The sequence below is a fragment of the Bradyrhizobium mercantei genome, from assembly GCF_001982635.1.
Lineage (GTDB): Bacteria > Pseudomonadota > Alphaproteobacteria > Rhizobiales > Xanthobacteraceae > Bradyrhizobium > Bradyrhizobium mercantei.
This window is the reverse complement of record NZ_MKFI01000003.1, coordinates 662,894-682,420: the sequence shown is the minus strand read 5'-3', so window position 1 is coordinate 682,420 and position 19,527 is coordinate 662,894. Positions and strand designations below refer to the sequence as shown.

Below are 19,527 nucleotides of genomic sequence, written 5' to 3'. Positions count from 1 at the left end.
TCGGCGGCGTAGAGCCGCAACTTGCGAACGCGCGGCATATAAAGAGTGGCATGCGCGCCTGTCAAGCAAACGCGGACGGGGCTGCAACTTATTGCAGCGAGAGGCTATTTCGGCCTGATCGATGGGTCGCCGCCGGGGCTGCCGGGCGGTGGAATCACCGGCGTGTTGCCGCCTTGCGGGGTCGGCGCACGCATTTCGGGATCGACGCCGGCCGGCGGGCACAGCACCCCGTCCGATCTGGCGAGCTTGTCGCTCAGCGGCCGGCCGGCCTGCCCGGTGGTGGTTCCCTCCGGAACCACCACGCCGGGATGCGAAGGCTGCTGCGGCGCGCAATTCGCGGCGGTGCGCGAGGCCGCCGGCGGCGCCGTCTGTGCCGGCGGCGTGGCGGGCGCCGGCGGCGCCTGTGCCGCGGCCGCAACCGGCGCCAGCATCAGGGCACAGGATAAAGCGAGGGTTCGGTTCATCGTCATGGGGAGAAAACCGCAACGACGCGCCGATGTTCCCGCTCAAATCGCAGCAAGCCTCACGATTTGCGGAAGCGGATCAGCGAGAAATGTCCCATCGGCGGCATCGGCCTGCGTTCCGCAAGGCTGACGCCACCATGCTTCGCCGCCCAATTGGTCAGCCGCTCCCAGGGAAATTCCGGCCGCCAGCCGAGCCGCCGCGCCAGCGGCGCGAAGGCGAGCTCGAAGACGCGGCGCGGGCCGCTCTCGGCGCCGATGTGATTGACCAGGATCAACTCGCCGCCCGGCTTCAGCACGCGAATGAAGTCGTCGAGCGTCGCCTCGGGATCCGGCACCGCGGTGATGACGTATTGCGCGACCACCGCGTCGAAGAACGAATCCGGGAATGCGAGGTTCTTGGCGTCCATCACCGCCAGCGCCTCGACATTGGAGAGGCCCTGCGCGCGCACGCGCTTCAGCGCCCGCCGCAGCATCGGCTCGGAAATATCGACGCCGCACAGTCTTGTCGTGCGCGCATATTCCGACAGCGACAATCCGGTGCCGACGCCGACATCGAGCACGCGTCCGCCGATCCGGTCGGCTTCCGCGATCGTCGACTGACGGCCGTGATCGAACACCTTGCCGAACACGAGATCGTAGATCGGTGCCCAGCGGCCATACGCCTTTTCGACCCCCTCGCGGTCGATGTCCCCAGCCATTCCCTGCCCCGAAGCCTCTTAATCCCTAGCCGCGCACCGCTTCCGCGAGCGGCGCCACTGTATCGCGCGCCACGCCACGCGTCGCGCGGCTTGCGGTCGCGCTCTTGATGAAGCCGCCGCCGAGCACACGCGCCTGTCCGGACGCCGCATCGTAGAACACGCAGGCCTGGCCGGGCGACACGCCCTCCTCACCCGCGACGAGCTCGACCTCGTAGCCGCCGTCAGTGGCGCGCAACCATGCCGGCTGCGGCGCGCGCGTCGAACGCACCCGGACATAGATCTCGATGCCGTCGCCGATCACGCGATCCAGCGCACCGTCGCCGATCCAGTTGACGTCGCGCAGCGCGATGCGATCCATCCGCAGCGCCTCGCGCGGCCCGACCACGACCCGGCGCGTCGCCGCATCGAGCTTGACCACATAGAGCGGGTGGCCGGACGCAATGCCGAGGCCCTTGCGCTGGCCGACGGTGAAATGGACGATGCCCTGGTGCTGGCCGATCACATTGCCGGCGAGATCGACGATCTCGCCCGGCGCGATCGCATTCGGCTTCAACCGTCCGATGATGTCGGTGTAGCGGCCGGTCGGCACGAAGCAGATGTCCTGGCTGTCCTGCTTGTCGGCGACCTCGAGATCGAAGCGCCGCGCCAGCTCGCGGGTCTGCGGCTTGGTCATGTCGCCGAGCGGGAAGCGCAGGAAGTCGAGCTGCTCGGGCGTGGTCGCGAACAGGAAATAGCTCTGGTCGCGATCGGCATCCGCGGCGCAGACCAGCGAGCGCGATCCGTCGGCAAGTCGGCGCGAGGCGACATAGTGTCCGGTGGCGAGCGCCTGCGCGCCGAGCTCGCGCGCGGTTGCCAGCAGATCGCGAAACTTGACCGAACGGTTGCACTCGATGCACGGCACCGGCGTCTCGCCGAGCGCGTAGCTGTCGGCGAAATTGTCGATCACGGACTGCTTGAAGCGGCTTTCGTAATCGAGCACGTAATGCGGGATACCGATCCGCTCGGCGACATTGCGCGCGTCATGGATGTCGCGGCCGGCGCAGCAGGCACCCTTGCGATGGGTCGCGGCGCCATGGTCGTAGAGCTGCAGCGTGATCCCGACCACGTCGTAGCCCTGCGACTTCAACAGCGCAGCCGTCACCGACGAGTCGACGCCGCCGGACATGGCAACGACGATCCGTGTGTCTTCAGGGCGGCCTTCAAGATCCAGACTGTTGAGCATCTCTAAGCGGTCATTGGTCACTGTCGCGGCGAGCTTATGCGCTCCGCGACGAAATTGGAAAAAGCCTTTGTCCAGAAAGCCTTAGAACGCGTCCAAGGCCGGGTCGGTCGGTTCCGGACGCGTCGGAGGCCACTCTTAATATAGGCCGTATTCCGGCGAGGCAATCCGGCCGAAGCCGGGCTCAGCTGCGCGCGGACGGCAAATCTTGCCGCCGGGCAAAAAGGAGACCTGTCGGGAACCCGTTGCCGGCCGCGAGGACCGCACGTAACCGACTGAAATAACTCACCATTTATTGCACGTCCTGATTGGCCCGCTCCTTGCTGACAAAACGCCGGAAGTCTCATTTGCGAGGGTTGGCAGTGGTCAGCGTCACGTCGGAAGCATTGGCAGGCCGGTCTTTTCAGGGCGCGACCCAGCGGTCGGCGCGGCCCGATCCCGCTTCGCAGCCGGGGAACGACGGCTTTGCCGCGCTGGTCGACAGCAACACTGCGTCCACCAGCGACAGCAGCCGCTACGACTCCCAGCCGGCGCCCGCGCGCCGTGCCGACGATTCGTCCTCGACCACCGACACGCGCTCCCGCGACAGCAGCACGGCTCCCGACCGGACGTCCAGCAGTTCGCGGGACGACAAGACGGTCGATGACGACAGCGACACCGGCGCGCCGCGCAAGACCAAGTCGAAATCGAAGTCGGACGACTCCAAGTCCAGCACCGATGCGCAATCCACCGATGACAAGACGGCCTCGACCCAGGCCGCTCCGCAACCGGACCCGACCGGCGCGGCAACGGTCAGTGCCGTGATCGCGACCGCGGCCACTGCACCGGCGACGGCCCCGGCCGCGACAGCCACCGCGCCGTCCGACCAGCCCGCCGCACCGCTGGCGATCGCCGCTGCGGCCATCGCGGCAAGCTCGGCCATCGCCGGCACGGGTGCCGCTGCCGGCACCGGTGCGCCGGCCGGCACTGACACCGCAACGGCGGCGACCACCACGGCGAATGCCGACAAGGTCGCCAAGGCCGCCGGCGTCAAGACCGAGGCGCAGATCGTCACCACGGCCGATGCGACAACGGTGCCGGGCGCAGCGACAGCGACCGGCGATGCGACGCTCGCCGCGACGGTTGCCGCCGGAACGCCCGCCACCAAGACGACGACGCAAGCCAAGGCACAGGTCGCCACGACCGACGCGGCTGCGACAGCGCCGGCGGACCCGGACGGCGCTGTCCAGGGCAGCAACAACGCCGCGCAGGCGGCTCCGACCAACATCGTTCCCGCCGTCTCGCAGTCGGCCGCGGTTGCCGGCAAGGCGAAGGCCGCCACCGACGGTGCAGCCGATGCCATCAAGTCCGATGCGAAGGGCGACGGCAACGTCGCGCCGGCAGTCGGCGGCCAGGCGGCCGCGCAGCCTCAGCTCACGACGCCCGATCCCAGCGCGCAGGCGGCCAATACATTCCAGGCCCAACTCGCGACCAGCCAGACGACGCCGTCTGCGACCGCGCAATTGACCGTGACCAACGCCGCGCAAGCCGCCGCCGTGCCGCTCAGCGGCCTTGCGATGCAGATCGCGGCCTCCGCCAAGAGCGGCAAGAGCCGCTTCGAGATTCGGCTCGACCCCGCCGAGCTCGGCCGCATCGATGTCCGCATCGACGTCGACCGCAACGGCCAGGTGACCTCGCATCTCACCGTCGAGCGGCCGGAAACGCTGTCGATGCTGCGCCAGGACGCCAACCAGTTGCAGCGCGCGCTCGACAATGCCGGCCTGTCGACCGGCAATGGCGGCTTGCAGTTCAGCCTGCGCGACCAGTCGCAGTCGGGCCAGAACAATAATGGCCAGTCCAATCCGAACGCCCATCGTTTGATCGTCACCGAGGAGGACAGCGTTCCCGCCGCAGCGGCGGGCCGCTCCTACGGCCGCGCAACCGGCGCCCTCGGCGGCGTCGATATCAGAGTGTAAGGAGTTCACCATGGCAGTCGATGCAACCATGCCGACGCCCGTCGTCTCAGCACCGGGCACCAACAGCGGAACGAACTCCGGGAGCAGCACCAGCGGCACCGGCATGACCACCTCGTCGCAGGGCATCGCCGACAACTTCCAGACCTTCCTGACGCTGCTGACCACGCAGTTGCAGAACCAGAACCCGCTCGACCCGCTCGACACCAACCAGTTCACCCAGCAGCTCGTGCAGTTCGCTGGCGTCGAGCAGCAGCTGAAATCCAACGACCAGCTGAAGTCGCTGATCGAGATCGAGAAGAGCGCGCAGTCGACCCAGGCGCTGGTCTATGTCGGCAACACGGTCGCGGTCGACGGCAGCAAGACGCAGTTCGACAAGTCGGCGACCTGGAATCTGGTGTCCCCGCAAGCCACCAGCGCTACGATCACGATCACGAGCTCGACCGGCCAGACCGCCTATTCCGGCAATTTCAACCTGAAGCAGGGCAACGCCAGCTTTGTCTGGGACGGCAAGGGCAATGACGGCACGCAATGGCCCGCCGGCACCTACACGCTGACCGCCACCGGCAAGGACTCCAAGGGCAACGACCTCGCGATCTCGACCGAGATTCAGGGCGTCGTCGATTCCGTCGACCTCACCGCCTCCCCGCCGCTGCTCTCGATCGGCGGCCAGACCTACACCACCGACAAGATCAAGCGCGTGGTGCGCGGGTCGACGAGCTCGAGCTAACCTCGGCCTGCCGGCGCTCTACGCGCGTGCGCGTCGCTGATCGCGAGTGCGTCGCATATACACCTGTCCCCATACGCCGCGGCCGGTGTCGTGAAACAGGACTCGTCGTTCCAGCATTGCACGACGATGACCATCGGTGGTTATGGGTCCGTGCTTTCGCAGGGACGACACTGAATATGTGGCGCGGCTTGTGGCCACGCATCCTCATTCTCGCACATGAACCGTCCGAGCTTCGCATTTTCGTTTCGCCGCTCTGAAAGCAGAGGACGCAGGGAAAGCCCGGCGCCGGCCGCGCAACCGACGCGGCCTGCTCCGTCTCCTCGCCGCATCAATAGATGCGGACGTGATTGGCCTCGAACGTGACCGGGAAATTGTTGCGGTTCTGCAAGGTCAGGATCAGCACGACGCCGACACCGCCGCGATGATCCCAGTACACGGCCTTGCCCGTTTCCTGCAGGGGCTCCATCGAGGCATGCTTGGTGTCGAGATGCGGCGCGATCGAGACGTCGAAGAACTCGTTCGGCGCCTTCGAATCCCGTCCCCACCAGAAGGTGAAGGGCTGGCTCGAATTGGCAGCGATCGTGTAGGTTCCTTGCTTGTGGTCGATATTGGCCATGACGTTGGGGTCCTTCGTTTTCCATTCGTCGCACCATGCGACGCCCCAACTTTGATGCGTGACGCCTACACACGCCGTGAGCTAGCTCACTCTGCCTTGCAACCGGCGCAACCGCGCCGGCAGCGTGCCCCGGGGGCGCTCCTACGGCGGAATACGCAATGCGGCCCCGGGGACGTTTCTACGTTCCGGGGCCGTTTCATTATCGCGAGGAGGAGCGATTGCCGCCGGTGCTCACTTCGACTGTCCGGCGGCGTCGAGGATCAGTTGCGCAATCGCCTGGGGCTGCGAGATCAGCGCGAGATGGCTGGCCTTCACCTCGATCGTGGTGGCGCCCATCCGCTTCGCCATGAAGCGTTCGAGATCCGGATTGATGGTGCGGTCCTCGGTCGAGACGGCGTAGAAGCTCGGCTTGCTGCGCCAGGCCGCATGGCTGGTCTTGCCGGCAAGCAGTTGCTTGTGGAACGGCTGCTGCACGGCATAGAGCACCTTGGCCTTGGCTTCCGGCAAATCGCCGGCGAAATCGCGCAGGAAGGCTTCTTCGCTCAGCCGGCCTTCGTCACCATCGAACACGATGCCGGCGCTCGCCGGCGGCGTCGGATAGGTTTTTGCCAGCGCCGTGTAGTCCTCGTCGGCATCGGGGGCGCGCGCGGCGACATAGACCAGCGCTGAGACGTTCGGATGCACGCCGGCCTCGGTGACGATCATACCGGAGAAGGAATGGCCGACCAGCACCGTCGGACCATCCTGGCGATCGAGCACACGCTGCGCCGAGGCGACGGCTTCCGGCAGCGTGGTCAGCGGATTTTGCACCGATGTCACATTGAGCCCGGCCGCCTGCAAGCGCGGAATGACCTCGGTCCAGCACGAGCCGTCGGCGAACAGGCCGTGCACCAGCACAACGTTGCGCGCCTTGACCGGCGGCGTGGTCGCGGCCATGCCGCGCGAGGACACCAGTGAAGCCGCGGCGCCGGCAAGCAAGGCGGTCGAGAACGTGCGTCTATTCATCATCATGACATCTACTCCATCATTGTGAGGGCTGGATCGTTACAGGAGCGCGTCCACCTGCGGTGAACGGACAATCTCTCCTTCGCGCGCGAAGGCCTCATGGTTACGTTCGATGCTGTCGTGATCGTAAAGATAGTTGACCATGATGCCGAAGGACTCTGCCATTGCACGGTCGGCCGTGTTGCCGAGCCAGTTGATCCGCTCGAGCCGCGCGCCATTGCCGAGATGGAAGCGCGCAACGGGATCGACGCGCATTCCCGACACTGGCGAGCGCGTCAGATAGAGCGCACACTGCTTCATCAGCAAAGACCGCACTCTGTCCTGCGTCGCCGCATCGCGCCACCAGCCATTGCCGTCGAGCGCATGCAGCATCGCGGTGTCGTCGGCGGAAAGATCCTGCTGCTGGCCGAGCCAGCGCCGGAAGCCCGGTATCGGCGACAGCGTGGAGAAGCGCTTCAGCTGCGGAAATTCCGTCTGCAGCTCCTCGACCACCTGCTTGATGAGAAAGTTTCCGAACGAGACTCCGCGCAGCCCGTCCTGGCAGTTCGAGATCGAATAGAAGATCGCGGTGTCGGCCCGTGCGGCCCGGCTGCGCGCGGCCTCTTCATCCGCATCCTGCACCAAGAGCGGCGGAACGGCGGTGGCAAGCCCGTCGACCAGCGCGACCTCGACGAAGATCAGGGGCTCGCCGGGCAGCGCGGGATGGAAGAAGGCAAAGCAGCGCCGGTCCGGCGCGAGGCGCCGCCGCAGATCGTCCCAGCCCTTGATCTCATGCACCGCCTCATAGGCGATCAGCTTCTCGAGCACGGCGGCCGGCGAGTCCCAGTCGATGCGGCGAAGCTCGAGGAAGCCGCGATTGAACCAGGAGGCGAACAGATGCTTGAGATCGGCATCGAGCAGCTTCAACTCCGGCTCGGCGCCGAGGCGCCTTGCGATCTCGCTGCGCATTGCGACCAGCGTCGCAGTGCCGCCCGGCGCCGTGTTCATCCGCCGCAGCACCTCCTGGCGCGGCGGATCGGCGGCCTCCGCGAGCGCGGCCGCAGCCGCCGCGGTGCCGTCGGCGAGATAGCGCGTTGCCGCGTCGCGCAGCTTCGTCGCGTCGGGCTGGAACGTGGTGGCGAGATAGCGCTGAAAACCGTGCCGGCCGTCGGTATCCAGCCTGCGCAGCGTCTGCTGCAACTCGCGTGCGATCGAAGCGCCCGATGCTTCGCCGCGCTCCGACAGCAATGCCGCGGCAAGTTGTCTTGCGGAATCGAGCGAGCCTTGCGTGCTGCTAGATGTCTGCTCTGTCCGGGTCATGGAAGCCTCCTTCAGCTAACGGAATTTCGCCGGCGGCACGTAGAGGCCGCCCGATGCGGTGACGAGATCGTCGATGGATTTCGCGGCGAGCCAGTCGCGGGTTGCAGTCCTCGCGTCGATGCCGAGATCGCCGGGCAGCATCACGATGCCGCCGCGGCGCAGCGCCTCGGTCGTGGCGGCATCCTGGCGCTTGCCGAAATCGGTATCGCCGGCGACTGCGCGCAGAGCGGCTTCGCGCTCCCCGAGCGAGCGGCAGCGCAACAGATTGCAGACGCCGTGCTCGGTGATGACGTGGGTGACGTCGTCGCCATGGATCATGACCGGCGGCAGCGCGAAACCGGCCGACGCCGCGAGGTCGAACGCGTCGAGACGTTCGACGAAGCTCGGCGCGCCGTTCGGCTGCCGGGTCTGCACCATCTGCACCACCAGCTTGCGGCCACGCAGGCGCTCGCCGGCCTCCTCGCCGGCGCGCAGCCAGGCCGGGCTGTCGTGACGACGGCCGCGCGGATCCGCACCCATGTTCGGCGCGCCGCCGAAGCCGGTGATCCGATCCTTGGTGGCAGTGGAGCTGTTGCCTTGCGGATCGATCTGCAACGTGCCGCCGATGAAGAGGTCGCAGGCATACTGCCCGGCGACCTGGGCAAGCGCACGGTTGGAGCGCAGATTGCCGTCGGCGCCGACCGGAAACACGCCCGGACGGCTGGCGACATAGCGTTCCATGCCGAGCTCGGAGCCGAAGCAATAGACGCCGTCGACGAAGCCGGCCTCGATGGCCGGGATCAGCGTCGGATGCGGGTTGAGCACGAAATTCCGTGCGACCTTGCCCTTCAGTCCGCGCTTTGCCGCGAAGGTCGGCAGGATCAGCTCGATCGCCGCGGTGGCATAGCCGATGCCGTGATTGAGCCGCGTCACAGAATAGGGCTCGTACACCGCAGCGATCGCCATCATCGCCATCAGCACGTTCTCGTCCCTCACCTTGGCGGGATCGCGCGTGAACAGCGGATCGATCGCGTAAGGCTTCGGACCGGGCACCACGACGTCGACCCAGTCGCCGGGAATGTCGACCCGCGGCAGGCGATCGACGATCTCGTTGACCTGCGCCACAACGACGCCACCGCGGAAGGCTGCAGCCTCAACAATGGTCGGCGTGTCCTCGGTGTTCGGACCGGTGTACAGATTGCCGTTGCGGTCGGCCTTGTCGGCAACGACAAGCGCAACCTGCGGCGTCAGATCGACCAGCATCCGCGCGTAAAGCTCGAGATAGGTATGGATCGCACCGATCTTGAGCGCTTTTGCCGCGACGAGTTCGGCAAGACGGCGGCTCTGCGGACCGGCAAAGGCAAAGTCCAGCCGGTTGGCGATGCCGCGCTCGAACACCTTGAGGTGATCGGGCAGCGCGAGCACCGACTGCACCATGTGCAGATCATGCACGCGTGCCGGGTCCAGCTTGGCGAGGCACGCGGCCAGGAAGTCGGCCTGCTTCTGGTTGTCGCCTTCGAGCGCCACCCGGTCGCCCGAGACGATGACCGCCTCGAGCAGTTCGGTCGCGCGCTCGGGCGGGCAGACCTTGCCGCCTGTGCCGCAGATGGCTTGTGCGCGGGCCAGCCGTGCCGCGCGGTCCGTTGGCTGGGTGGTGTTCGACATGATGGCCTCCTCGCGTTTCGTCTCTGAAGCGAAGGTAAAAGGCCGCCATTGATAATAGAAACGATATTCTATAATATGATTGATTACGAATATGGATTAATCGATGCTCGACCTCGAACTGCTGCGGGCCTTCGTCGCGGTCGCCGATTGCGGCGGCTTCCACCGTGCCGCCGAGCAATTGCATCTGACGCAGTCGACCATCAGCCAGCAGATCAAGCGGCTCGAGCTCGAAGCCAAACGGCCGCTGTTCCGGCGCACGACGCGCAGCGTCGCGCTGACCGACGAGGGCGAGATGCTGCTCGGCGACGCGCGGCGTCTGCTGCAACTCGAGGAGGCGGCGCGGCAGCGGCTGGTGGCGCCGCGGCTGTCCGGCTCGGTCCGCCTCGGCGTGGTCGAGGAAGTCGCCGGCGGATCATTGCCGTCGGCGCTCGGCCGCTTTGCCGCGCTGCATCGCGGCGTCAAGCTCGAGGTGCAGATCGGCGTCAGCGCCGAACTGATCGAACAGCTCAATGCCGGCCGGCTCGATCTGGTGTTTGCCAAGCGGCCGCTCGGCACGTCGAAGGGACGCCTGGTGTGGCGCGAGCCGCTGGTGTGGACGGCAGCCGATGGGTTCGAACTCATTCCCGGCGCGCCGCTGCCGCTCGCGCTGTACCGCGAACGATCGGTGTCGCGCGACGCCGCGCTCTCCGCACTGCGTGACGGTGAATGGAGCTGGGAGATCGTCTACACGAGCCCAAGCCTGACCGGCGTCCGCGCCGCGGCGGTTGCCGGGCTCGCTGTCACCCCGCTGCCGCTGAGCGCCGTCACCGCCGGTCTGCGGGTTCTCGGAACCGGCGACGGCCTGCCGCCGTTGCCCGATCTGGAGTTTGCGATCTACGAGAAGCAACGGCCGGACAAGGCTGCGGAGGCGCTCACCGACGCCCTGCTGACGCTGGCGCGCGGTCCGTTGCGCCCCACGATCTGAGCGCGTGCAGCCGCGAATTACGGCCGCGCGCACGTATGCCTGTCAACGGGCAGACGCCCCTGTTCCCGGCCCTTCCAACGAGATTCGTATTGAACGCTTGGGCTTAGGCAAATTTTAAACCGGGAGGCGTAGGTTACCAATCGCGAGTTCAGTGGTTGAGAGTTTGTGAGTACGCCATGACAGAACCCCATCGCCCGAGGGTGAAATACGTCATCGGGCCTGACGGCAGCCCGTTAACGATTGCGGATTTGCCGGCCCCCGGTACCAAACGGTGGGTCATCCGCCGCAAGGCCGAAGTCGTCGCTGCGGTCCGCGGCGGCCTGCTCTCCCTCGAGGAGGCCTGCAGCCGCTACACGTTGACCGTCGATGAATTCCTTTCCTGGCAGTTCTCGATCGACCAGCATGGTCTGGCCGGGCTGCGCACCACCCGGATCCAGCAATATCGGCAGTAAGTCCACGCCGATCCTGTGGCATTTGACGAAAACCGGCCTCGCTTTGCGAAGCCGGTTTTTTTCATGTCCGCGTTTTTGCCGCGGTTCTTAACCTTCGTTAACCATATGGAAACCATACCCTAGGCAATATTTGCCCAGTCGGACCCGCGTGGGCCGAATCCCTGGGGGCCGTTGGTGCAAAGTCTGGTTGCTTTCTTCAGAGGTCTTGGTGCGGCCCGCCTCGCGGCCATGGTTGCGGTCACCGCGGCCCTGATCGGTTTCTTCGCCTTCGTCATCATGCGCGTCACCACGCCGCAGATGACCACCCTGTTCACCGACCTGTCGACCGAGGATTCCTCGGCCATCATCAAGGAGCTGGAGCGCCAGGCGATCCCGTTCGAGCTGCGCAATGACGGCGCCGCGATCATGGTGCCGAAGGACAAGGTGACACGACTCCGGATGAAGCTCGCCGAGGGCGGCATGCCCAAGGGCGGCGGCGTCGGCTACGAGATCTTCGACAAGTCGGACGCCCTGGGCACCACGAGTTTCGTCCAGAACATCAATCATCTGCGGGCGCTGGAGGGCGAGCTCGCCCGCACCATCCGCGCCATCGACCGCGTCCAGGCCGCGCGCGTCCACCTCGTGCTGCCGGAAAAGCCGCTGTTCTCGCGCGAGACGCCGGAGCCGTCGGCCTCGATCGTGCTCAGGGTGCGCGGCGCGCTGGAGCCGCAGCAGATCCGGGCCATCCGCCATGTCGTCGCCTCCGCGGTCAACGGGTTGAAGCCGCAGCGGGTCTCGATCGTCGACGAGGCCGGCCAGTTGCTCGCCGACGGCGCCCAGTCCGACGCCGATGCCGCGGTCGGCGACGAGCGCCGCGCCGCCTTCGAGAAACGGATGCGCAAGCAGGTCGAGGACATCGTCTCCTCGGTGGTCGGCGCCGGGCGCGCCCGCGTCCAGCTCTCGGCCGACTTCGACTACAACAAGATCACCCAGACCTCGGACAAGTTCGACCCCGAGGGCCGCGTGCTGCGCTCGACCCAGACCCGCGAGGAATCGAGCCTCACCGCCGACAATTCCGGCCAGGTCACCGTCGCCAACGAGCTGCCGGGCAGCCAGAACCAGGACAACGCCGCCCGCGCCCGCGACCAGAGCAAGAAGAGCGAGGAAACCAACAATTACGAGATTTCCCGCACCACCAAGACCGAGGTGACCGAGGCCGGCCGCGTCAACCGCATCTCGGTCGCGGTGCTGGTCGACGGCAGCTACGCCAAGAACGAAAAAGGCGAGATGGTCTACCAGGACCGCACCAAGGAGCAGCTCGACCGCATCGCCGCCTTGGTCCGCTCCGCGATCGGCTTCGACCAGAAGCGCGGCGACCAGGTCGAGGTCGTCAACCTCCGCTTCGCCGAGCCCCCGGCCGCACAGCCGATCGCCGAGCCGACCGGCCTGCTCGGCATGCTGCAATTCACCAAGGATGACGTGATGTACGTCATCGAGCTCGGCGTCATGATGATGCTCGGCCTCGTCGTGCTGTTCATGGTGGTCCGCCCGCTGGTCAAGCGCATCGTGGCGGCCGATGCCATTCCGGCGCTGGCCGGTGGCGGCATGCCGGCGCTCGCCGAGGCTCATGCCGAGAGCGCGGGCGCGACCGGCCAGGCGCTGATCCCGGCCGGCAGCGGCGCCGCGCAACTGATCGACGTCGCCCAGATCCAGGGCCAGGTCCACGCCCAGGCGGTGCACCGGGTCGGCGAGCTTGCCGAGCGCAATCCGAACGAAACCGTCTCCATCGTCCGTCAATGGCTGAGCGAGCCGGTAGAGAACTGACATGGCCGCCGTACCCCAGACCACCAACGCCAACGACATCGCCACCGTCCTCTCGACGCTGGCGAACCGGCAGAGCGCCCGCCCCAAGGGCAAGCCCCTGCCCGGCCCCAAGCGCGCCGCGATCCTGATGCTCGCGCTCGGCGAGCAGTATGGCGGCAAGATCTGGTCGATGCTCGACGACGAGGAGGTCCGCGAGCTGTCGGTCCATATGTCGACGCTCGGCACCGTCGAGGCCGACGTGGTCGAGGATTTGATGCTGGAATTCGTCTCGCGGATGTCGGCGTCCGGGGCGCTGATGGGCAATTTCGACGCCACCGAACGGCTCTTGCAGCAATACCTGCCGGCCGAGCGCGTCTCCGGCATCATGGACGAGATCCGCGGCCCCGCCGGCCGCAACATGTGGGAGAAGCTCTCCAACGTGCAGGAAGAGGTGCTCGCCAACTACCTCAAGAACGAGTACCCGCAGACCATCGCCGTGGTGCTGTCGAAGCTGAAGCCGGAGCACGCCGCGCGCGTGCTCGCGATCCTGCCCGAGGACATCGCGCTCGACGTGGTCGGCCGCATGCTGCGGATGGAGGCGGTGCAGAAGGAAGTCATCGAGCGCGTCGAGCAGACGCTGCGCACCGAGTTCATGTCGAACCTGTCGCAGACCCGCCGCCGCGACGCCCATGAGGTGATGGCCGAGATCTTCAACAATTTCGACCGCCAGACCGAGACCCGTTTCATCACCTCGCTGGAAGAGGAAAACCGCGAATCCGCCGAGCGCATCAAGGCGCTGATGTTCACCTTCGACGACCTGATCAAGCTCGATGCCGCCTCGGCGCAGACGCTGATGCGCAACATCGACAAGGACAAGCTCGGCGTCGCGCTGAAGAGCGCCAATGAGGAGGTGCGCAGCTTCTTCCTCGGCAACATGTCCTCGCGCGCCGGCAAGATGCTGATGGACGACATGGCCGCGATGGGCCCGGTGCGGCTGCGCGACGTCGACGAGGCCCAGGCGCTGCTGGTCAACCTCGCCAAGGACCTCGCGGCGCGCGGCGAGATCACGCTGACCAAGAACCGCGCCGACGACGAGCTGGTGTACTGATGGCCGCACCCGCGAAATTCCTGTTCGACACCGACTTCTCGGCACCGGACCGCGCGCGCGAGCGCGCGCCAACCCCAGCCGAGGTGGCGCAGAAGGTCGCCGATGCCGAGGCGCGGGCCTATCGCGCCGGCTACGAGGCCGCGTTGCGCGAGGCCAAGGTCGAGAGCGACCGCCGCGCGGCGCAGGCGCTGGAAGAGATCGGCACCGCGATCAAGGGCATCGCGGCCCGCTTCGCCGGCATCGAGACGCGGATGGAGACCGAGGCCGTGGACGTCGCGGTCGCGGTCGCCCGCAAGCTCTGCTCCGAACTGATCGCGCGCGAGCCGCTCGGCGAGATCACCGCGCTGGTCTCCGACTGTTTCTCGCATCTGGTGGCGACCCCGCATCTGGTGGTCCGCATCAACGACGCGCTCTACGACGCGGCGCATCACGACATCGAGCAGATGGCGGCACATTCCGGCTTCCAGGGCCGGCTGGTGATCCTGGCCGAACCGACCATTGCGACCGGCGACTGCCGGATCGAATGGGCCGATGGCGGCGTGGTGCTGGAGCGCGCCGCGATCGAAGGGAAGATCAACGAACTCGTCGGGCGCTATCTGGCGTCCCGCGGCCAGGCCGGCTGAAGGCGATTGAGGGCTGAACCATGAGCGACACCGATACCCAAGTCCCGCTTCCCGATCTCAACGCCGCCGACGCGCCGGGGATCGACGACATCGGCTACAACGAGGACGAAAACGCCGCGCGCATTGCCGCCGATCTCGAGGCCGTGTTCGACGTGCCGGTGCAGGTCTCGGCGGTGCTCGGCCGCTCCAAGATGGACGTCGGCGACCTCCTGAAGCTCGGACCGGGCACCGTGCTCGAACTCGACCGCCGGGTCGGCGAAGCGATCGACATCTACGTCAACAACCGCCTGGTGGCGCGTGGCGAGGTGGTGCTGGTGGAAGACAAGCTCGGCGTGACCATGACCGAAATCATCAAGGCAGAACGCTCTTAACAATTTGACGGGTGCGCGCGGAACCTGCGCGACCAGACGAACAGGAGATCATCATGCGGCTTCTCATCGTTGGCACCCTGAAGGGCCAGCTCACGACCGCGACCAAGATCGCGATGGACAACGGCGCCTCGGTGACCCACGCCGAGGCCGCCGAACAGGCGATGAACGTGCTGCGCGGCGGCAAGGGTGCCGACCTGCTGCTGGTCGATGTCGGCCTCGACATCCGCGACCTCGTGATGCGGCTCGAGGCCGAGCACATCCACGTCCCGATCGTCGCCTGCGGCATCTCCAACGACGCCCGCGCCGCGGTCGCCGCGATCCATGCCGGCGCCAAGGAATACATCCCGCTGCCGCCCGACCCCGAGCTGATCGCCGCCGTGCTGGCCGCGGTTGCCAACGACGCGCGCGATTTGATCTATCGCGACGAGGCGATGGGCCGGGTGATCAAGCTCGCGCAGCAGATCGCGGGCTCCGACGCCTCGGTCATGATCACCGGCGAGTCCGGCACCGGCAAGGAGGTGCTGGCGCGCTACGTCCACTCGCGCTCGGCCCGCGCCAAGCGGCCGTTCATCTCGATCAACTGCGCGGCAATCCCGGAGCACCTCCTGGAATCCGAACTGTTCGGCCATGAGAAGGGCGCCTTCACCGGCGCGGTGGCGCGCCGCATCGGCAAGTTCGAGGAAGCCACCGGCGGCACGCTGCTGCTCGACGAAATCTCCGAGATGGACGTCCGGCTGCAATCCAAGCTGCTGCGCGCGATCCAGGAGCGGGTGATCGACCGCGTCGGCGGCACCAAGCCGGTTCCAGTCGACATCCGCATCATCGCGACCTCGAACCGCAATTTGTCGGAGGCGGTGCGCGAGGGCACCTTCCGCGAAGACCTGCTGTTCCGCCTCAACGTCGTCAATCTGAAGATCCCGCCGCTGCGCGATCGCCCGGCCGACATCCTCGAACTGGCGCAGCACTTTGCCAAGAAGTACGCCGAGGCCAATGGCCTCGCGGTCCGCCCGATCTCGACTGATGCCCGCCGCGTCCTGACCGCGAACCGCTGGCAGGGCAACGTCCGCGAGCTCGAGAACACCATCCACCGCTCCGTGCTGATGGCGCAGGGCGACGAGATCGGTCCCGACGCGATCCTGACCCCCGACGGCGATCGCCTCGACCTCGCCAAGACCGCACCCGCGGTTGCCCACGCCACGCTCGCCGCCGAGCAGGTCACCCGCGCGCTGGTCGGCCGCACCGTCGCCGATGTCGAACGCGATTTGATCCTGGAAACCTTGAAGCACTGCCTCGGCAACCGGACCCATGCCGCCAACATCCTCGGCATCTCGATCCGCACGCTGCGCAACAAGCTGAACGAATATGCCGACGGCGGCATCCCGATCACCCCGGCCGGCAACGGCGCGCCCGACTATCAGCGCATGGCGAACGCCGGCTGAGCAGCTTTGATCTCTTGACGCGTTTTCTTCACGCGAACCGGCGTCCGCTTCGCTCGAAAACGCTCTGGCGGCGGGGCAATCCCGCCGCAATTGTCTCGCCTCACGAATAGCTGGGCGCGTCGGGCTTGCGGAAGATCCGGATCGGATCGCCCGGCGTGATCTCGCGGCCGGTGAACGTCACATAGGCATAAAGCGCGAGATAGGCGACGGCGATCGCACCGACGAGATAGAATAGCCAGGTTGCCAGGCGCTTCATCGAACCGTCACGTCTCCGAAATCTCGGGCGCTTTTAATGCGCTGCCCGGGAAAGCGCCACCGCCAACATGCCGCGCCCGGCCTGCCGCCTTTCATCCCTTGAATCTTCCGCTCAATTGCCTTACTCAATCTCCTATTGCGTTTACATTTTTGACAACTGGAGAGTGAGATGGCCCTTTACGCGCAGACCACCGGCACGCTAACCACCAACTCCGCTTCCTTCACCCCGCTCAAAGGCCTATCGATCACCCTCCCCGAGGGCGTCGGCATTACCGCCATCATCATCCTGAACATCCCGTTCCCGTACGCCCAGGGCACCGATACGCCCGGCGGCAGCTTCGGCGTCACCGTCAACGGCGTGATGTCCGGGGTCGTCGCGGGCTTCACCTACAACGAACAGACCCCGCAATCCTACGGTCGCGTCCCGACGACGCTGGTGGTCGGCATCCCGCTCGGCAATACCGCTCAGACCATCCAGGCCGTCTGGTCCAGCGTCCGCGGCAGCACCGTCATCATCGACACGCCCGCGAGCTTGACCGCGATCATGAGCTAAAGCGCGATGAGATTGGGTTGAATCGTCATCGCGCTTTAGTTCTTTGTTTGAGCATGATCTCCGCGCAAACGCGTTCCGCGTTTGTCGCGAGGGAAAACCGCTTCGCACTTTTCCGGATCATGCTTTAGCGCGATCCTCGCGCATGCACGTGACGCGACGGCAGGCTGACTTCGGCCAGCCTGACAGCGTCCTCCTCATGGTCGATCGCGACGTATTCGCCGTGCCAATAGGCCAGCGCGGCGGTGCGTTCCGACACGATCACATCAAGCACGCGACCGATGACGATCGCGTGCGAATGCCGTTCGATGACCTCCTCGACCTCACAGTCGATCGCGGCCAGCGCGCCGACCAGCAGCGGGACGCCTGACGCGCGCGTCGTCCATTCGGCGCCCGCGAACCGCTCCGCGCCCTTCAGGCCGCCCTTGCCGGTGAAACGCTCGGCGATCTCGAGCTGATCCGCGGTCAGGATGTTGACCCCGAAGGCGCCATGGCGCGCGATCAGCGGCCACGAGGAGGCAGCGCGGTTGATGCTGACGATCAGCGACGGCGGCTCGACCGAGAGCGACGATACCGAGGTCACCGTCATCCCCGAGATCTCCTTGGCCCGACCGGCCGTGATGACGCTGACGCCGCCGGTGAGGTGGCGCATCGCGCCGCGGAAGTCGACGGCGGTGACCGCTGATGCGATCGAAACATTGCGGACGACGGAATTCATGGCGACCTCACTGCGTGTCTTCGCTGCCTTCGAGCAGGTGCTTCAGGATCTCGCCTTCCAGCGTGGCGAGCTCGGCCGAACCGCGGCGGCGCGGCCGCGGCAGGTCGATCGTGACGTCCTGCGCGATGCGACCATCCTCGATGACCAGCACGCGGTCGGCGAGTGCGACCGCCTCGGCGACGTCATGCGTCACCAGGATCGCGGTGAAGCCCTGGTCGCGCCAGACCCGCTCCAGCAATTGCTGCATCGAGATCCGCGTCAGCGCGTCGAGCGCGCCGAGCGGTTCGTCGAACGCCAGCACGCGCGGCTGGCTGACCAGCGCCCGTGCCAGCGCGACGCGCTGCTTCTGGCCGCCGGAGAGCACCGACGGCCACTGGGTGCGCTTGTCGGCGAGGCCGACCTCGACCAGCGCGCGCTCGGCGCGGGCCTGGGCGTCGGCGGACGAGCGTTCGCGTCCCAGCCCCACCTCGACGTTGGACAGCACCCGCGCCCAGGGCAGCAGGCGCGGCTCCTGGAACATGACCCTGACGTCCTGCGCCCGCGGCTGTTCGCCGAAGGCGATGTTGCCCGCGGTCGGCGCCTCGAGGCCGGCGATCAGGCGCAGCAGCGTGCTCTTGCCGCAGCCGCTGCGGCCGACGATCGCGACGAACTGGCCTGAGGGGATGTGCAGGTCGATGCCGCGCAGCACCTCATTGTCGCCGAACGCCTTGCGCAGGCCGCGGATGGTCAGCGAGAGGCCGCGGGTCGCCGCTTCCGGCCCGCGCCGCAACTGCCGCGCCTGCACGCGGATGTCGGAACGATCGACCGGCTCGGCGTCAACGGGCTGGAAACGAAGCGCTTCTTGCATACTCATTCTCACTTCTTCTGGAAGGCGGGGTGCCACGACAGCGTCAGCCGCTCCAGCGCCCGCGAGGCGCTGTCGGCGAGCTTGCCGAGCAAGGCGTAGATCAGGATCGACAGCACGACGACGTCGATCAGCATGAATTCGCGCGCCTGCATCGCCATGTAGCCGAGGCCCGACGTGGCCGCGATGGTCTCGGCGACGATCAAGGTCAGCCACATGATGCCCAGCGCAAAGCGCAGGCCGACGAAGATCGACGGCAGCGCGCCCGGGAAGATCACCCGGCGGAACAGTTCGCCGTCGGTCATGCCGTAGATGCGGCCCATCTCGATCAGCTGCGGGTCGACGGTGCGGATGCCGTGCAGCGTGTTGAGATAGATCGGGAAGAACACGCCGAGCGCCACCAGAAAGAGCTTTGCCGACTCGTCGATGCCGAACCACAGGATGACCAGCGGGATCAGGGCCAGATGCGGGATGTTGCGCACCATCTGCAGCGTGGTGTCGGTGAGTTTTGCCGACAGCTGCGACAACCCGTTGGCGAGCCCGAAGGCGAAGCCGATGCTGCCGCCGATCAAAAAACCGATCGAGGCGCGCCAGAAGCTGACCCAGATGTTGCGGATCAGTTCGCCCGACAGCAGCAGCTTCCAACCTGCCAGCGCAACGTCGGTCGGCGCCGGCAGCACGCGCGAGGGGACAAAGCCGGTGACGCAGGCGAGCTGCCAGACCAGCACGATGGCGAGCGGCACGATCCAGGGGATCAGGCCGTCGACCTTGGGCAATTTGGGTGCGCTGGAGCT

The 19,527-nt window shown here is 66.7% G+C and carries 21 protein-coding genes; 10 read left to right on the top strand and 11 right to left on the bottom strand.

The window, feature by feature from the left end:
* Window positions 1–104: 104 nt before the first annotated feature.
* Genes BI327_RS16805 through mnmA form a run of 3 tightly spaced genes read right to left on the bottom strand, consistent with a single transcriptional unit; the run spans window position 105 to window position 2,384 of the window.
* Complete coding sequence (locus BI327_RS16805) at window positions 105–470, bottom strand: hypothetical protein (protein ID WP_076861739.1); 366 nt, start codon at window positions 468–470, stop codon at window positions 105–107.
* A 53-nt stretch (window positions 471–523) separates the two neighbouring features.
* Window positions 524–1,162 carry a class I SAM-dependent methyltransferase gene (locus tag BI327_RS16800; RefSeq protein ID WP_076861737.1) on the bottom strand — a complete coding sequence of 213 codons (639 nt, stop codon included), beginning with the start codon at window positions 1,160–1,162 and terminating at the stop codon, window positions 524–526.
* Window positions 1,163–1,187: 25 nt separating this feature from the next.
* Window positions 1,188–2,384 carry a tRNA 2-thiouridine(34) synthase MnmA gene (mnmA, locus tag BI327_RS16795; RefSeq protein ID WP_076861735.1) on the bottom strand — a complete coding sequence of 399 codons (1,197 nt, stop codon included), beginning with the start codon at window positions 2,382–2,384 and terminating at the stop codon, window positions 1,188–1,190.
* Between the two features lie 359 nt (window positions 2,385–2,743).
* On the opposite strand from mnmA, the gene BI327_RS16790 reads away from it, so the two are divergent.
* Entirely contained in the window at window positions 2,744–4,336 is a 1,593-nt protein-coding gene (locus tag BI327_RS16790; protein ID WP_076861734.1) for a flagellar hook-length control protein FliK, read from the top strand.
* Window positions 4,337–4,346: 10 nt separating this feature from the next.
* A complete protein-coding gene (locus tag BI327_RS16785; protein WP_076861732.1) occupies window positions 4,347–5,063 on the top strand; it encodes a flagellar hook assembly protein FlgD in 717 nt (238 codons plus the stop codon).
* Between the two features lie 328 nt (window positions 5,064–5,391).
* On the opposite strand, the gene BI327_RS16780 is transcribed toward BI327_RS16785, so the two are convergent.
* The 4 genes from BI327_RS16780 to mdcA all read right to left on the bottom strand — a co-directional run bounded on the left by BI327_RS16780 (window position 5,392) and on the right by mdcA (window position 9,627).
* Window positions 5,392–5,679, bottom strand: coding sequence for a hypothetical protein (locus BI327_RS16780; protein ID WP_076861731.1), 288 nt, complete (start codon window positions 5,677–5,679; stop codon window positions 5,392–5,394).
* Window positions 5,680–5,910: 231 nt separating this feature from the next.
* Window positions 5,911–6,690 (bottom strand): alpha/beta fold hydrolase, encoded by a 780-nt coding sequence (locus BI327_RS16775; RefSeq protein ID WP_076861729.1) that lies wholly within the window; start codon window positions 6,688–6,690, stop codon window positions 5,911–5,913.
* Window positions 6,691–6,723: 33 nt separating this feature from the next.
* On the bottom strand, window positions 6,724–7,983 hold the full coding sequence (locus BI327_RS16770; RefSeq protein ID WP_083742101.1) for a malonyl-CoA decarboxylase: 1,260 nt from the start codon (window positions 7,981–7,983) through the stop codon (window positions 6,724–6,726).
* A 15-nt stretch (window positions 7,984–7,998) separates the two neighbouring features.
* Window positions 7,999–9,627 carry a malonate decarboxylase subunit alpha gene (mdcA, locus tag BI327_RS16765; protein WP_076861727.1) on the bottom strand — a complete coding sequence of 543 codons (1,629 nt, stop codon included), beginning with the start codon at window positions 9,625–9,627 and terminating at the stop codon, window positions 7,999–8,001.
* Window positions 9,628–9,730: 103 nt separating this feature from the next.
* Here mdcA and BI327_RS16760 point away from each other — a divergent pair, with 103 nt between their 5' ends.
* The 7 genes from BI327_RS16760 to flbD all read left to right on the top strand — a co-directional run bounded on the left by BI327_RS16760 (window position 9,731) and on the right by flbD (window position 16,366).
* Window positions 9,731–10,591 carry a LysR substrate-binding domain-containing protein gene (locus BI327_RS16760; RefSeq protein WP_076861725.1) on the top strand — a complete coding sequence of 287 codons (861 nt, stop codon included), beginning with the start codon at window positions 9,731–9,733 and terminating at the stop codon, window positions 10,589–10,591.
* 176 nt (window positions 10,592–10,767) lie between these two features.
* Window positions 10,768–11,043 carry a CtrA inhibitor SciP gene (gene sciP, locus BI327_RS16755; protein WP_002714638.1) on the top strand — a complete coding sequence of 92 codons (276 nt, stop codon included), beginning with the start codon at window positions 10,768–10,770 and terminating at the stop codon, window positions 11,041–11,043.
* A gap of 228 nt (window positions 11,044–11,271) precedes the next feature.
* Complete coding sequence (fliF, locus tag BI327_RS16750; protein ID WP_394329866.1) at window positions 11,272–12,846, top strand: flagellar basal-body MS-ring/collar protein FliF; 1,575 nt, start codon at window positions 11,272–11,274, stop codon at window positions 12,844–12,846.
* A gap of 1 nt (window position 12,847) precedes the next feature.
* Window positions 12,848–13,933, top strand: coding sequence for a flagellar motor switch protein FliG (fliG, locus tag BI327_RS16745; RefSeq protein WP_057017326.1), 1,086 nt, complete (start codon window positions 12,848–12,850; stop codon window positions 13,931–13,933).
* The gene (locus BI327_RS16740) at window positions 13,933–14,556 is read left to right on the top strand and encodes a FliH/SctL family protein (RefSeq protein ID WP_076861723.1); all 624 of its coding nucleotides are present in this window, start codon (window positions 13,933–13,935) and stop codon (window positions 14,554–14,556) included. The genes fliG and BI327_RS16740 overlap by 1 nt, the downstream gene beginning before the upstream one ends.
* Before the next feature lie 20 nt (window positions 14,557–14,576).
* A complete protein-coding gene (fliN, locus tag BI327_RS16735) occupies window positions 14,577–14,927 on the top strand; it encodes a flagellar motor switch protein FliN (protein WP_050631817.1) in 351 nt (116 codons plus the stop codon).
* Window positions 14,928–14,980: 53 nt separating this feature from the next.
* Complete coding sequence (gene flbD, locus BI327_RS16730) at window positions 14,981–16,366, top strand: sigma-54-dependent transcriptional regulator FlbD (RefSeq protein WP_076861721.1); 1,386 nt, start codon at window positions 14,981–14,983, stop codon at window positions 16,364–16,366.
* A gap of 100 nt (window positions 16,367–16,466) precedes the next feature.
* Here the strand turns inward: flbD and BI327_RS42755 are convergent, their stop codons facing one another.
* A complete protein-coding gene (locus tag BI327_RS42755; RefSeq protein WP_167386884.1) occupies window positions 16,467–16,622 on the bottom strand; it encodes a hypothetical protein in 156 nt (51 codons plus the stop codon).
* A 168-nt stretch (window positions 16,623–16,790) separates the two neighbouring features.
* Between BI327_RS42755 and BI327_RS16725 the strand changes: the two genes are divergently transcribed.
* Window positions 16,791–17,174 (top strand): hypothetical protein, encoded by a 384-nt coding sequence (locus BI327_RS16725; RefSeq protein ID WP_076861719.1) that lies wholly within the window; start codon window positions 16,791–16,793, stop codon window positions 17,172–17,174.
* A 124-nt stretch (window positions 17,175–17,298) separates the two neighbouring features.
* On the opposite strand, the gene BI327_RS16720 is transcribed toward BI327_RS16725, so the two are convergent.
* From BI327_RS16720 to ssuC, 3 genes are read right to left on the bottom strand one after another with little or no spacing between them, the layout of a single operon-like run.
* Window positions 17,299–17,889 carry a flavin reductase family protein gene (locus BI327_RS16720; protein WP_076861717.1) on the bottom strand — a complete coding sequence of 197 codons (591 nt, stop codon included), beginning with the start codon at window positions 17,887–17,889 and terminating at the stop codon, window positions 17,299–17,301.
* A 7-nt stretch (window positions 17,890–17,896) separates the two neighbouring features.
* Window positions 17,897–18,736: an ATP-binding cassette domain-containing protein gene (locus BI327_RS16715; protein ID WP_076861715.1), complete on the bottom strand. Its 840-nt coding sequence runs from the start codon at window positions 18,734–18,736 to the stop codon at window positions 17,897–17,899.
* A gap of 8 nt (window positions 18,737–18,744) precedes the next feature.
* The gene (gene ssuC / locus BI327_RS16710) at window positions 18,745–19,509 is read right to left on the bottom strand and encodes an aliphatic sulfonate ABC transporter permease SsuC (protein ID WP_076861714.1); all 765 of its coding nucleotides are present in this window, start codon (window positions 19,507–19,509) and stop codon (window positions 18,745–18,747) included.
* Between the last annotated feature and the right edge of the window lie 18 nt (window positions 19,510–19,527).